This window comes from Streptomyces kurssanovii (genome assembly GCF_040677245.1).
Classification (GTDB): domain Bacteria; phylum Actinomycetota; class Actinomycetes; order Streptomycetales; family Streptomycetaceae; genus Streptomyces; species Streptomyces kurssanovii.
This window is the reverse complement of record NZ_JBFAQK010000097.1, coordinates 1-14,088: the sequence shown is the minus strand read 5'-3', so window position 1 is coordinate 14,088 and position 14,088 is coordinate 1. Positions and strand designations below refer to the sequence as shown.

10 protein-coding genes are annotated in these 14,088 nt (G+C 69.6%); 3 read left to right on the top strand and 7 right to left on the bottom strand.

The features are described 5' to 3' along the window. Nucleotides 1-83 precede the first annotated feature (83 nt). The 7 genes from AB0K36_RS33820 to AB0K36_RS33790 all read right to left on the bottom strand — a co-directional run bounded on the left by AB0K36_RS33820 (nucleotide 84) and on the right by AB0K36_RS33790 (nucleotide 7,148). Nucleotides 84-1,529: a glyceraldehyde-3-phosphate dehydrogenase gene (locus tag AB0K36_RS33820; protein ID WP_364601517.1), complete on the bottom strand. Its 1,446-nt coding sequence runs from the start codon at nucleotides 1,527-1,529 to the stop codon at nucleotides 84-86. Nucleotides 1,530-1,609: 80 nt separating this feature from the next. Then, nucleotides 1,610-2,794: a low temperature requirement protein A gene (locus AB0K36_RS33815; protein ID WP_364601515.1), complete on the bottom strand. Its 1,185-nt coding sequence runs from the start codon at nucleotides 2,792-2,794 to the stop codon at nucleotides 1,610-1,612. A 177-nt stretch (nucleotides 2,795-2,971) separates the two neighbouring features. Next, nucleotides 2,972-3,736: an SDR family oxidoreductase gene (locus AB0K36_RS33810; RefSeq protein ID WP_364601513.1), complete on the bottom strand. Its 765-nt coding sequence runs from the start codon at nucleotides 3,734-3,736 to the stop codon at nucleotides 2,972-2,974. A gap of 187 nt (nucleotides 3,737-3,923) precedes the next feature. Next, on the bottom strand, nucleotides 3,924-4,796 hold the full coding sequence (locus AB0K36_RS33805) for a helix-turn-helix domain-containing protein (RefSeq protein WP_364601511.1): 873 nt from the start codon (nucleotides 4,794-4,796) through the stop codon (nucleotides 3,924-3,926). 153 nt (nucleotides 4,797-4,949) lie between these two features. After that, nucleotides 4,950-5,621: an enoyl-CoA hydratase-related protein gene (locus AB0K36_RS33800; protein ID WP_364601509.1), complete on the bottom strand. Its 672-nt coding sequence runs from the start codon at nucleotides 5,619-5,621 to the stop codon at nucleotides 4,950-4,952. Between the two features lie 72 nt (nucleotides 5,622-5,693). Further along, the gene (locus AB0K36_RS33795; protein ID WP_364601507.1) at nucleotides 5,694-6,305 is read right to left on the bottom strand and encodes a TetR/AcrR family transcriptional regulator; all 612 of its coding nucleotides are present in this window, start codon (nucleotides 6,303-6,305) and stop codon (nucleotides 5,694-5,696) included. 624 nt (nucleotides 6,306-6,929) lie between these two features. Next, complete coding sequence (locus tag AB0K36_RS33790; RefSeq protein ID WP_364601505.1) at nucleotides 6,930-7,148, bottom strand: heavy-metal-associated domain-containing protein; 219 nt, start codon at nucleotides 7,146-7,148, stop codon at nucleotides 6,930-6,932. A gap of 353 nt (nucleotides 7,149-7,501) precedes the next feature. On the opposite strand from AB0K36_RS33790, the gene AB0K36_RS33785 reads away from it, so the two are divergent. The 3 genes from AB0K36_RS33785 (at nucleotide 7,502) to AB0K36_RS33775 (ending at nucleotide 13,935) form a co-directional block, all read left to right on the top strand. Next, complete coding sequence (locus tag AB0K36_RS33785; RefSeq protein WP_364601503.1) at nucleotides 7,502-10,120, top strand: FG-GAP-like repeat-containing protein; 2,619 nt, start codon at nucleotides 7,502-7,504, stop codon at nucleotides 10,118-10,120. Between the two features lie 124 nt (nucleotides 10,121-10,244). Continuing rightward, entirely contained in the window at nucleotides 10,245-11,735 is a 1,491-nt protein-coding gene (locus AB0K36_RS33780) for an FG-GAP-like repeat-containing protein (protein ID WP_364601501.1), read from the top strand. Nucleotides 11,736-11,787: 52 nt separating this feature from the next. Beyond that, nucleotides 11,788-13,935, top strand: a complete 2,148-nt coding sequence (locus tag AB0K36_RS33775) for a DUF5005 domain-containing protein (RefSeq protein WP_364601499.1) — start codon at nucleotides 11,788-11,790, stop codon at nucleotides 13,933-13,935. Nucleotides 13,936-14,088 lie beyond the last annotated feature (153 nt).

Here is a 14,088-nt window from a genome sequence, read left to right as displayed (position 1 = left end):
GGTGTTATATTCCTATGGGGCGGTGACCCCCCCCCCGTGCGAGGCAGGGGGGTGGGGACACGGCCTCACGGGCAGCGCCGGGGTCAGGCCGCCGGGACCGGGTAGGTCGGGTACTCCACCCCGGAGATGTACTGGACGACGCGGACGACCTGGCAGGAGTAGCCGAACTCGTTGTCGTACCAGAGGTAGAGGATCGCGTTGTCGCCGTCGACCTTGGTGGCTCCGGCGTCGACGATCGAGGCGTGGCGCGAGCCGACGAAGTCCATGGAGACCGCGTCGGGAGCCGTGGTGAAGTCGATCTGGCGCTTGAGCGGCGAGTGCAGCGACACGTCGCGCAGGTGGTCGAGGACCTCGTCGCGGGTGGTCTCGCGGCCCAGGCGCAGGCTGAGGATGGCGATCGAGACGTCAGGCACGGGCACGCGGATCGAGCTGCCGGTGATCGGCGCCTTGAGGTCGGGCAGCGCCTTGGCGACGGCGGAGGCGGCACCGGTCTCGGTGATGACCATGTTGAGCGGCGCGGAGCGGCCGCGGCGGTCGGCCTTGTGGTAGTTGTCCAGCAGGTTCTGGTCGTTGGTGAACGAGTGGACTGTCTCCACGTGGCCGCGGAGGACGCCGTACTCGTCCGCCATCGCCTTCAGCGGCGGGACGATCGCGTTGGTGGTGCAGGACGCGCAGGACAGGATCCGCTCGTCCGGCTTGATCGTGTCGTGGTTGACGCCGTGCACGATGTTGGGGACGTCGCCCTTGCCCGGAGCGGTCAGGACGACCTTGTCGATGCCGGGACGCAGATGCTTCGACAGGCCCTCGCGGTCGCGCCACTTGCCCGTGTTGTCGATCAGGATGGCGTTGTCGATGCCGTGCGCCGTGTAGTCGACCTCGGACGGGTCGTCGGCGTAGATGACCTTGATCTCGTTGCCGTTCGCGACGATCGTGCTGTTCGCCTCGTCGACGGTGATCGTGCCCTGGAACTGGCCGTGGATCGAGTCGCGGCGCAGCAGCGAGGCGCGCTTCACGAGGTCCTGCTCACCGCCGCCGCGCACCACGATCGCGCGCAGCCGCAGGCCGTTGCCGGAGCCGGACTTCTCGATGAGGAGGCGGGCGACGAGGCGGCCGATCCGGCCGAACCCGTACAGGACGACGTCCCGGCCGTCGCCGCGCTCGATCTTGTTGGCGCCGGTGGCGCCCGCCATGGCCTCGGCCGTGAACTCCTCGACCGTCAGTCCGCGGTCGTCGGCCTTGTAGGCCTCCGCGAGCAGGGCGAGGTCGATCTGGGAGGGACCGAGGTCGAGGGTGGTGAGCGCCTGGAGGAACGGCAGCGTCTCGGTGACCGAGAGCTCCTCGCCGGCTATCTGCCGGGCGAATCGGTGGATCTTGAGGAGGCTGACCACCGACTTGTTCACCAGGGAGCGGCTGTGAAGCAGGACCGTGACGTCCCGCTCCCGGTGCAGCTTCCCGATGATCGGGATCATCGACTCCGCGATCTCCTCGCGGGTCTTCCAGTTGGTGAACGCGTCTTCGTTGACAGTCACAGGTTTATCTTTCGAGCTAGGTGGCGCTCATATGCTAGCCCCCTGCCTTTTCGATCGTGACGGCGGTCCCCCCGACACGATCACGCTGCCGCGGCGGCCTTCGCCGCGCGCCAGGTCAGCACCAGGGTCGCGGCCACCAGAGCGGCGGTGAGGATGCCCGTGACGAGGACCGGGGCGGGGGTGAAGACCGAGGCCAGGACCGCGAGCACGGCCAACGGATGGACCAGGTCCGTCCGGCTGCGGAGCTCGGCGGCCCGGTGGTGCAGCAGCCACACCATGGTGATGAAGACGGCGACGGGGACGGTGTACGCCAGGGCGGCGGCACGGTCGGTGAGATGGCCGTGGCCGGTGGCGTGGGCGACGTTCAGGGCGAGACCGGCGCCGACGGCGGCCGCGGAGGCGAAGACGGCGTAGTGGCCGTAGCCCCAGAGCAGCGCGGTCCTGAGGCTCGTCAGGCGGCGCGGCGCGTTCTGCGAGAAGTAGAGCCACCACAGGGCGAACACGGTCAGCACCCCGCCGACGACCAGGGTCGCGATGTCGCCGAGTGCGGCGTCGGTGTCGAGGGCCGCGCGGACGGCGATGGTGGAGGCCGTGATGGTCTCGCCGAGGACGATGATGGTGAACAGTCCGTACCGCTCGGCGATGTGATGGGGGTGCCAGGTGGTGGTGCCCGCGCTCTCGGCCCAGGCGGGGACGGCGAGTTCGGCGGCGACCAGGACCAGGAAGCTGGGCAGCCCGCCGTCGTCGGGCAGCGCCAGCCGGCCCACCCAGCCGACCTGCACGACAAGGATGCCCACCGCGTAGCGCAGGCAGGAGCGCCGCCGTGCGGGATCGGAGTGCGCGGCGCGCAGCCACTGGGTGACCATGGCGAGCCGCATGATGACGTAACCCCACGTGATGACGGTGAAGTCGTCGTGCTCGAGGGCCTCCGCGACTCCGGCGGCCAGGACGAGCGCGCCGGTGATCTGGACGAGGGTGAGGAGCCGGTACGGGACGTCGTCCGTGTCGTAGGCGGAGGCGAACCAGGTGAAGTTCATCCAGGCCCACCAGATCGCGAAGAACACCAGCGCGTATCCGAGGACGCCGTGGCCGACGTGTCCCTCGGCGAGCTCGTGCTCGAACGCCGCGGAGGCCTGGGCGACGGCCACGACGAAACACAGGTCGAAGAACAGCTCCAGCGCGGTGGCGGTGCGATGGTGTTCGCTCGCGAGGCGGGCGACCATCGGCCGGTGCCATGCACCGGCGGCGGAGTGTGACTGGCTCATAGGTACGCGTCTCGGCGGTGAGGAGGGAAGGTTCGGACCCGTCCGCTGTCGATGCGGCCGGTCAGGGGCCATGGGCTGCAGTTGTCTCCGGGTGGAGCCGGCCCTTAGTGAGTACCACACCGGTCGCGGACGGGATGGTGGGCCGCGCCGCGGCCCACCACCTGCCCCGCGGAAGGTTCAGCGCGTGGTGTACCCGCCGTTGAGGAAGATCGTCTGGCCGTTCGCCCACCAGCCGTCGGTGAGCAGGTGCCGCACCCAGGGAACGACATCCTCGATCTTGGTGAGGTCCCCGTTCATGGCCGACGACTTGTGGTACGCGACCGAGTCGTCGTCCTCCGCCGGGTAGAAGAACGAGGTGTCCATCGGCCCGGGGGCGATGTTGTTGACCGAGATGTTCCGGCCGAACAGCTCCTTCGACAGGGCCCGGGTGAAGTGCTCGACGGGCGCCTTGCTGCCGGCGTACGACGAGTACAGGCCGGTGTAGGCGGCGAGCAGCGACGTGACGATGGTGATGATCTTGCCGCCGTCCTCGATCCGGCGGGCGGCCTCGCGCATGACGAAGAAAGCTGCCTTGGAGTTGACCGCGAACATGCGGTCGTACTCCTCCTCCGTGATCTCGGTCAGGGGCTTCTTCAGCACCATGCCGGCGGTGTTGACGCAGATATCGAGCTTCCCGAACCGGCTCACGACCTCGTCGAAGACGCGCTCGACCTCGGACGTCCGGGTCAGGTCGGCCTGGATCGCGAACGCCTTGCCGGGACCGGCGTTGATCTCGTCGGCCACGGCCTCGGCCTTGGCACGGGAGGAGTCGCTGTTGTAGTGCACGGCGACCAGCGCTCCTTCGGCGCCCAGGGTGGTGCTGATGAGCGCGCCGAGGTTGCGGGACGCGCCCCCGACGAAGGCCACCTTGCCGTCGAGTGTCTTGTCCGGTGTGTTGACCATGATTCCCACCTGCGGTTGTCGGGGCTGGAAGGCGCGGCCACGGTTCCGTGGCCGTGCGACCCCTACAGGTTCGCCGCGGACAGGCACGCCGATCTTGAACGATCCGATCAGCCGTGGAACAAACCACTCACCACATCCGGATGAGGCAGGGCCGAGTGCGGCCCGGACCCCTGATGTGCCCCGTCGGTCAGCCCCCGTTGCCGTCGCGCAGGATCCGCGGGGTGGCACCGTCGTGGCGACGCATCATCCGCGTCAGATGACTCTGGTCCGCGAAGCCCGCCTCCGCCGCGATCTCCGCGATCGGCCTGTCCGTGCGGGTGAGTTCGCGTCGCGCCTGCTCCAGCCGCCGCTGGAGGACGTACCGGTGAGGCGACTCGCCGGTCGAGGCACGGAAGACGCGGGTGAAATGGGATTCACTGACCCCCGCCACGGCGGCGAGGTCCGCCAGCGTGACCCGCCGGGACAGGTTGGTGTGGATGTAGTCGACCACTTCCGCCAGTCGGCGGGGCGGCAGCCCGCCGTCGCGGCTTCCCGGGGCTCCTCCCTCCCCGGCCACGCGCAGCACGACGGCCGCGGCCGCCTGCACCAGCGACTGCGCGTAGAGGGCGTCCGCCGGGCCGGGGCCCGCGTACTCCGCCGCCAGCCGCTCCAGCAGCATCTTCAGCAGCGGATCGGTGAAATGGAACCGCGGAACCAGCTCGACGGGCCCCTTGGCGCCACCCTCCGCGGCCAGCTTCTCCAGCCACAGCGGATCGATACCGAGGAGCAGCAGTTCCACGTCCTCGTGCCAGCGCGGCCGCGAGGCCCAGCCCGCCGGATTGACCAGCGCGTCCCCGGGATGGAACCGCTCCCTGCGCGGCGTCCCGTCCGCCGACCAGCGCAGATCCGCCGATCTGCCCGTCTGCACCACCAGTACGTGCACCGGTGGCCCGACCGGCAGCGGCGCCGTGTCCGAGAGGCCGGCCGCACGCTCCACCGACCGTTCGACCACGGCATGATCGAGATCGGCCCCGCTTCCGTGCAGACACCGCAGGTGAGGCTTGATGTGCGAATCACTCACCCGGCCATTGTCCTCCCTGAGGGCCGGCCGCGGCGTCCGCCGCCGCGTCCGGCACCTGCGGGCGGCGCGGCGGGCGCCGGTGCCGCCGCCGTGCGGCGGCCCGCCTCCGGGGAAGTTCCCGGGGGCGGGTGGTGCGGTCGATGAGGTGCCGGCTCAGCCGAGCGGGTCGGTGGTATCGCGCAGGGTGGCCAGAGCGGGGGCGTACATACGGGCCTTGATGGTGCCCAGGGTGTCGCCGGCCTTGTTCACCTGCGCCTGGGCGATCTCGATAGCGGCGGAGCGCACTGCGTCCTCGCTGACCGCCTGGTCGACGATGCCGGTGGCCGCGGCGTCGGCACCGCCGTAGCGGCGGGCGGTGAGCATGGCCTCGTGCGCGGTCTGAGGCGCCAGCCGGGACTGGATGAGCGCCGCCATGCCGGGCGTGAAGGGGATGTTGATGTCCGCTTCGGGCAGGCACCAGTAGCCGCGGTCGGCGCGCATCACGCGGAAGTCGTGGGCCAGCGAGAACATCGCGCCTGCGGCGAAGGTGTGCCCCTGCAGCGCGGCCACCGTGACGACCGGCAGCGACAGCATCCGCGCGAACAGTTCGTGGACGGAGACGACGTAGTCCTGGTGCCGGTCGGCGTGGGCGAACAGCCACTCCAGGTCGAGCCCGTTGGAGTAGAACTTCCCGGTGGCGGCGGTGACCAGGGCCCGGGGCCCTTCCGCCTTCTCCACCTCGTCGAGCGCCGCACCGACGGCGGTGATCCAGTCGGGGTGGAAGCGGTTCTCTCCGTCCCCGAGGTCGAGGACGAAGACGTTGTCCTGACGGTCGAGCGTGGGCATGGCGACTCCTTCGGGGGCTGAGCTGACGTGGGCAAAGGACTGAGCACAAGGACTGAGAACAAGGACTGAGAACTATGGGCGGGGCCCGGGTTCGGCGCCCGGGCGGTCACGCAGGGCGTGGACGAGCAGGTCGTGGATCTCGGCGGCGGCCGCCTCGATCGGGGCGGTTCTCTGCTCGGCCCGGCACATGATCACCGCGCCTTCGACCGCGGCGATGATGAAGGCGCCGAGCCGGCGGCTGCGTTCCTCGGTCAGGCCGTGCCGCAGGAAGAGCGCCGCGAGGGCCTCCTGCCAGCGGGCGAACGCGGCGGCCGCGGAGCGGGCAAGCTGCGGCGCGTCGTCGTTGGTCTCGACAGCGACCGCCACGATCGGACAGCCGGCCCGAAAGCCGCTCTCGACCAGCCGGTCACGCCACAGCAGGAAGAACGCGTCGACGGCCTCCACCGGATCGTCCGCCTGCATGGCGGCATCGATCAGGCCCGAGATGAAGTCCCCCGCCAGAGCCACCGCCTCGTCGATGAGCTGCGCCCGCCCGCCGGGGAAATGGTGGTACACCGAGCCCCGGGGAGCGCCGCTGTGTGCGAGCACTTGGTCCACGCTGGTCGCGCTGGCCCCGTACTCACGCAGCAGAGCAGCGGCACTGAGGATCATCCGCTCACGGCTGTCGCTCTTGCGCGGACTCACCCGCCCACCACCCTCCTCGGTAAGGCGACCCGCCAGGCGGGCTACCTGCCGGTAACTTATGGGGTATGCCATAGAACATGCAAGAGGGCTGCCGCGGTCCGGCTGCCGCGCTCGTCGCGCTCGTGGTCCGATGAACGCCGGATGCTCGCGGGGCTGTCGCCGTCCGAGCGCCGGCAGATCGCGAGGCTGCTGCGCAAACTGGAGGAGTCGATCCTCGCGTCGGACGACGAGACGGCCGCCGCCGCCAAGTGACCAGCCGGTGGCCGGACGGCGCAGAGCACCCGCGATCTTGACGGCACCCGGCGCTTTCCGCGCGGGGGAGCGGGGGGACGCCGCGTCGGTGTGTACGTCGCTGTCGCCGACGGCAGCGCGGGCCGTGGCCGCCGGTCCTCTTCGGGGATGTGGAAGTGGGCTGCGGGCGCGCCCCCTTCCACATCCGCTACCGCGGGTCCTCGGCGCCTCCCGCCCGGCCGCGGCAGGTTCCGTCACCGGAACGGTGTGCGTGCGAGGCCGGCGGAGGTGATTCGGCCAGTCTCGCCGCGGCGGCGTGCAGCAGCGCGACGGCGACGGCGCGTACGAGAGGGTGCGCCGCCGCCCTGCGCAGCGCGTCCAACGGCGGGGCGTTCACCGCTCGTGGCGGCCGGTGAGCTCGTAGCCCGCCTCGTCGACGGCCGCCGCGACGTCGTCGTACGCGAGCTCCCGATCGGCGACGACGGTCACCTCGCCGGCCGTGAGGTCGACCTGCACGCTCTCCACTCCGGCCAGTGATCCCACTTCCGCCGTCACGGCGCTTACGCAGTGGCCGCACGTCATGCCCTTGACCTCGTACACATCTTTGACCATCGCGGTGCTCCCTCCGGGAACGGGGACGTCGTTCCGGTTCAGTGTATACCCCCAGGTGGTATATCACCCGGTCGTTCATGTGCCCTTCCGCTCAGGGATTCACGCAATCGTTTTCTCGGTGGATTCCTTGGAAACCTTTGTCGATCGGGCGTAGAAGCTCCCAATTTCCCCGATATGAGGGCCCGTCAGGCGCGTAACCGTCCACTCTGTCAGAACCGTTGACGTGACCCTGCCGTGCTTGTACCGTCCCCGCTGAAATCGATTTCTCTCGCTGATCGACCCCCACCGGGAGCTGAGCCATGCACAGAGCCGCCCGAGCATCCATACCGAGACGACGTACCGTCGGCCGTGCCATGGCCACCGCGTTCCTGGTCGTGTGCACAGCGCTGACCGCCGCGCCGCAGAGCACCGCCGACGACGGGGAGTCCGGCGCCGTGGCGTCCGCCGGATCCGGCGCGGCAGCCGCCGGGTCCCCGCCCGCGAGTGACTTCTTCGCCACGGTCGACGTGGAACCCGCCGCCTCCGTAGGCGCCCCCGCGATCGGCGACAACAGGAACCACGGTGATCTGTGGCCCAACTGCTGGGCCGACGACGACAGCGTCTACACCGCCTACGGCGACGGCCTCGGATTCGGCGGCGACTACAGCGACATCGGTGTCGCGAAGATCTCCGGCATGCCCGGCGGTCTCTCCGGCACCCAGCTCGCCACCGACGTCAGCCAGATCTGGACCGCCGACCACAACCGCAAGCCCACCGGCATGGCGTGCGTCGACGGCGCGCTCTACCTCGCGGTCCAGGACCTGGCGACCGACTTCAACGACGCGCCCGCCGCGACCATCGCCAAGTCCACCGACAAAGGCCGCACCTGGACCTGGGACCGCACCCGGCCGATGTTCGGCGGCGGGGTCTTCACCACGGTGATGTTCCTGGACTACGGCAAGGACTACGCCGACGCCCCGGACGACTACGTCTACGCGTACGGCCTGGACCACAACTGGCGGGACTCCTTCGACGACAGCGTGCCCGACCCCGTCGACCTGCATCTCGCCCGCGTCCACAAGAGCTCCGTGATGGACGAGAACGCCTGGCAGTACGCCTCGGGCCTCGACGCCTCGGGGAACCCGGTCTGGTCCACGGACATCAGCAGGCGACAGCCCGTCCTCCACGACGACCGCCACATCTACCAGGACGTCTTCACGGCGAACCGGGTCCGGAACACCACCGTCCTCGGCCAGGGCGGCATCGTCTACAACAAGCCGCTGAACCGCTACATCTACACCTCGTGGACCGAGTACACCTTCGAGTTCTACGAGGCCACCAGCCCCTGGGGCCCCTGGAAGCACTTCGCCACCAAGGACTTCGGCGGCTACCCGTGGACCCACACCAAGCACGGCGGCTACGCGACCACCATCCCGTCGAAGTACATCAGCGCCGACGGCAGATCCATGTGGCTCCAGTCCAACGTCTGCCCCTGCGGCGGCGGTTATCCGCACGGCGACCACTGGGCGTACACCTTCTCGCTCCGGCAGCTGCGCCTGGAACCGCGTCAGGACACCGCACCCGGCAACGCCGCCGACCCCGCACGCAACCTCGGCCGCGAGCCCGGGACCGTGCCCGTGCAGCGTGCCACGCACTTCGGCAAGGACGCTTACTACAGCGACGGCGACAAGACCCAGAACGAGGACGACTGGAACGACGAGCGCAAGAGCGCGAGCTGGTGGGGATACACCTGGCCGCGCCAGTACATGATGAACAAGGTCGTCTACACGACGGGCGACATGTTCGCCGACGGCGGCTGGTTCGCCGGCGACCTGCGGGTGCAGGTCCGGCGGGACAACCAGTGGGTCGACGTCTCCGGCGGGCGGACCGCACCCGCCTACCCGTACGACAGCACCGCCGGCGCCAACCGCACCTACACCTTCTCCTTCGATCCCACGGCGGGCGACGGCGTGCGCGTCATCGGACGGCCCGGCGGTGAGAAGACGTTCACGTCCGTCGCGGAGCTCGAGGTCTACTACGGCGACGCGGGCGGCGTCATGCTCGGCGGCTCCCCGACCGATGTGACCGGGGACGGCAAGGACGACATCGTCACCTTCACCCGCAACGCCACCGCCGACGTGTACGCGGCCGCATCCACCGGCAGTTCCTTCGCGGGCGGCGGCAAGTGGCACGACCACTTCGCGCCCGCCGGGGAGACCCCGCTGACCGGAGACTTCACCGGCGACGGCAGGGACGACGCCGTCACCTTCACCCACGGCACAGCCGCCGACGTCTATGTCGCGCCGTCCGACGGCGCCGCCTTCGGCGCCGGACAGAAATGGCACGACGGCTTCGCACCCGGCGCCGAGGCGCCCGCCGCCGGCGACTTCGACGGTGACGGCAAGGACGACATCGTCACCTTCACCCAGGACAGCACGGCGGACGTCTACGTCGCCCTGTCCTCCGGCACCTCCTTCGGCGCGGGCCGCAAGTGGCACGACCACTTCGCCCCGTCCGGCGAGTTCCCGGCCGTCGGCGACGTGAACGGCGACGGGAAGGACGACATCATCACCTTCACCAAGGGCACCGAAGCCGCCGTCTACGTCGCCTTCTCCACCGGCGACGCCTTCGCCCCGGCCCGCAAGGTCCTCAGCGGATTCGCGCCCGGCGCGGAACTCCCGCGCGTCGGCGACTTCGACGGCGACGGCAAGGACGACATCGCCGCCTTCACCGCGGACCCGGCCGGCGACGTCCGCGTCGCCCTGTCCAACGGAAGCACCTTCGACGCCAAGGGCGTCTGGCACGACGCGGTTTCCGGCGCCGGCGAGTACCCGTACGTCGGCGACTACGACGGCGACGGCCGGGACGACGTCGTCTCGTTCTCCCACACCCCCGGGGCCGATGTGCACGTCGCCCTCTCGACCGGCACGGCCTTCGGCGCGCGGCAGAAGTGGAACGACTTCTTCGGTCTGCCCGGCGAGACCTCCGTCTGATCCCACGCGGCAGTTCGGGGTGCGCACTGCCGCTCGGGTGCGCACCCCGGCCCCTCCGCGCGCCGGAACCATCCCGCCTCACGTCCCCACACCTCACGTCCCTACCGAGGAGGAAGAACGAGACATGCGAAGACGGCACACCTACATGGGCTTAGTCGGCGCCGTACTGACCGCCGGTGCCACACTGCTCCCCGCGCCGGCCGCCTCGGCCGCAGGCCCCCGCCCCGACTTCCGCGCCCCTTGGCCGTGCGGACAGACCAGGGACTACTACCACCACTCCTCAGAGGTCCCGGCCGCCCTGGACTTCAACATCGCGGGCTCCGGTGACCTCGGCACACCTGCCCTGGCCTCGGCGGCCGGCACGGTCGTCGACGTCGTTCCTGTCCCCAACAGTTCCGGCTACGGCAACCATGTCCGCGTCGACCACGGCGGCGGCTGGACCACCCTCGTCGCACACCTCGACCGCATCACGGTCGCCGAGGGCCAGTACGTGCGTGCGGGGGCCGAACTGGGCAAGGTCGGCACGACGGGTCAGTCCTCCGGACCGCATCTGCACTACGAGCAGGAGGCGGACGGCGTCAATCAGCCGATCGTCATCGACGGCGTGGCACTCCGCTACAGCACCACGGCCGCCCGCCACACCAGCGGCAACTGTGGAAGTCCCGCACCGATGCTCGGTGGGTCTCCGACGGATTTCACGGGTGACGGGAAGGACGACGTCGTCGCGTTCACGCAAGGGCCGGAGGCCGATGTGTATGTGGCTGCTTCGACGGGTGCCGGGTTCGGTGGTGCGGGGGTGTGGCACGAGTTCTTCGCGCCTGGTGGAGAGTCGCCGTTGAGTGGTGATTTCAACGGTGACGGCCGGGACGACATCGTGACGTTCACCGGTGGTGCGGAGGCGGATGTGTTTGTGGCTGCTTCGACGGGTGCCGGGTTCGGTGCGGCGTCGGTGTGGCACACGCATTTCGCTCCGGGGGGTGAGGTTCCGGCGGTGGGTGATGTGAACGGTGATGGGTTCGACGACATTGTGACGTTCACGCAGGGTGCCGAGGCGGATGTGTATGTGGCGTTGTCGAACGGGGTGGACGGCTTCGGTGGTGGTGTGAAGTGGCATGAGTTCTTCAGCCCGGCGGGGGAGTTCCCGGCGTTGGGTGATGTGGACGGTGACGGGAGGGACGATCTGGTCACGTTCACGCAGGGTGCGAGCGCTGATGTGTACGTGGCGTTCTCGGACGGCAGTACCGGTTTTGGGCCGGGGCGGTTGGTGCATGAGCATTTCGCTCCTGGTGCGGAGCAGCCTCGGGTCGGTGACGTGAACGGTGATGGTCGGGACGACATCGTGGCGTTCACGCAGGGTTCGGACGCTGATGTGTTCGTGGCGGTGTCGGACGGTGCCCGGTTCGGGGGTGGCCGGTTGTGGAACGAGTTCTTCGCTCCGGCGGGGGAGTTCCCGTATGTGGGTGATTTCGACGGTGACGGCAAGGACGACATCGTGACGTTCACCCGCAATGCCGAGGCCGATGTGTATGTGGCGCTGTCCAACGGCGTCGACGGCTTCGTCCAGGGCGCCAAATGGCACGACTACTTCGGCCTGCCCGGCGAAACCACCCTCTGATGCCTCCTGCGTCCGCATTTCCACCAGACATGGAGAAGGAAAGGAGTACGCGGTGAAACGCAATCCCGGGAAACTGCTCCCGGCAGCACTGTCGCTTGCCTCGCTCGTCATCGCTTCCCTGTTCGCCGGCGCTGCGTCCGCTACCGCCACGGCCACCGCCGCCGCCGCGCGGTCCGGCACCGACCATGGAACGGCGTCCCACGCGGCGGCCCAGGCACCGGCCGCCGCGAGTTCCGCCGCCGGAACGGCCGGCGTGCTGTCGCGCGCCGAGCGCGTCGCCAAGGTGACCGGCCCCGGGTCCACCAGTGCCACCGACGCCCGTTGGCAGGTCAAGGCCACCGATCTCGGCATCATGTGGGACAACGGATCCGGCGAGATCCTGACGGCCTTCGGCGACACCTACGGCAACGGCTGGACGGGGCCCGGCGCCGCGGTCGGCGACCAGGCCACCATCGACTGGCGCTGCAACGTGCTCGGCCGGAGCGGTGACCGTGACCTCGCCGACGGTATGAGCCTGTCCAGCATGCCCGGCGACCGCGCGAACCACGCCAAGCAACTGCTGCCCTGCAAGCGCGTCAACAACGACGAGCTGACCACGATCCCCACGGCCGGAATCTCCGTGGGCGGCCGGCAGTACATGCACTACATGTCGGTGAACCACTGGGGCGGGGCCGGCGAGTGGTTCACCAACTACTCGGGTATCGCCTGGTCCGACGACAACGGTGAGAACTGGGTCAGGGACGCCGACGCCCGCTGGCAGAACACCCCCGCCTGGGACAACAAGTTCCAGATGGCGGCCATGGTCCGGCACGGCGGCCACGTCTACATGTACGGCACGCCCAACGGCCGGTTCGGCGATGTGCATCTCGCACGCGTCCCCGAGGGCCGTCTGCTGGAGCCCGCCGAGTACCGCTACTGGAACGGCGGTTCCTGGGGGACCGACCAGAACGCGGCGGCCGCCGTCGCCGCCGCTCCGGTCAGCGAGGTGTCGGTGCAGTACAGCAGGTATCTCGGCAGGTTCGTGATGATGTATCTCGACGAGCACATGGCGTCCGTCGTCATGCGGACGTCGCCGACGCCCACCGGTCCGTGGAGCGGCAAGCAGGTGGTCGCCGCGGGCGCCGACTTCCCCAAGCTGTACGGGGCGTTCATCCATCCCTGGTCGGCGGACTCCAACAGCCCGTACCTGTACTTCACGATGTCGCAGTGGGATCCGTACAACGTCTATCTGATGCGGGTGCGGCTCACCGGTGGTGGTGTGTTCGGTGGCTCCGCGGCCGACTTCGACGGTGACGGGAGGGACGACATCGCCACGTTCACCCAGGACGACTCGGCCGACGTGTACGCCGCGAAGTCCACCGGCACCGGGTTCTCGGGCCGGTCGGTGAAGTGGAGCGACCACTTCGCGCCCGGTGGTGAGACGCCGCTGACCGGCGACTTCACCGGCGACGGCAAGGACGACGTCGTCACGTTCACCCACGGGACGCGGGCCGATGTGTACGTCTCGCCGTCCGACGGCAACGCCTTCGGCACGGGACAGAAGTGGCACGACCACTTCGCGCCGGACCGCGAGGTGCCCGGCGTCGGCGACTTCGACGGTGACGGCAAGGACGACATCGTGACGTTCACCCACGACGACGCGGCGGACGTCTACGTCGCGCTCTCGGGCGGCGGCTCCTTCGGTCCCGGGCAGAAGTGGCACGACGACTTCGCCGCCTGGGGCAGCTTCCCGGCGGTCGGTGATGTCGACGGTGACGGCAGGGACGATCTGATCGCCTTCACCCAGGGCGCGGAGGCCGATGTGTACGTGGCTCTCAACGAAGGCGGCCGGTTCGGCGCTCCGCGCAAGGCGCACGACCACTTCGCCCCGGAGGGCGAGCGGCCGCGCGTCGGTGACGTGGACGGCGACGGCAAGGACGACATCGTGACCTTCACCGGTGGTGAGGCGTCGGACGTCTATGTGGCTCTCTCCGACGGCACCGCCTTCGGCGGCGGACAGAAGTGGAACGACTTCTTCGCCCCGGACGGCGAGTTCCCGTACGTGGGTGACTACAACGGCGACGGCAAGGCCGACATCGTCACCTTCACGCACAACTCCGAGGCCGACGTGTACGTGTCGGTGTCCGACGGCGCCTCCGGCTTCGTCGACGGCCGCAAGTGGCACGAGTACTTCGGACTCGCCGGCGAGACCAGCCTCTGACGCCGGCTGCCGTTTCGCTCCCTGCCCATCGGTCCGCCCCCTGACCGGCCCGGGCGGCGCGGCCCGTGAACGCCGGTATCTCCCCCGGCCGCTCCACCTCCGGCTGGGGGCGGGCCCTGCCGAAGTCGAACGCCGAGGTGAGGTCGCCGGTCA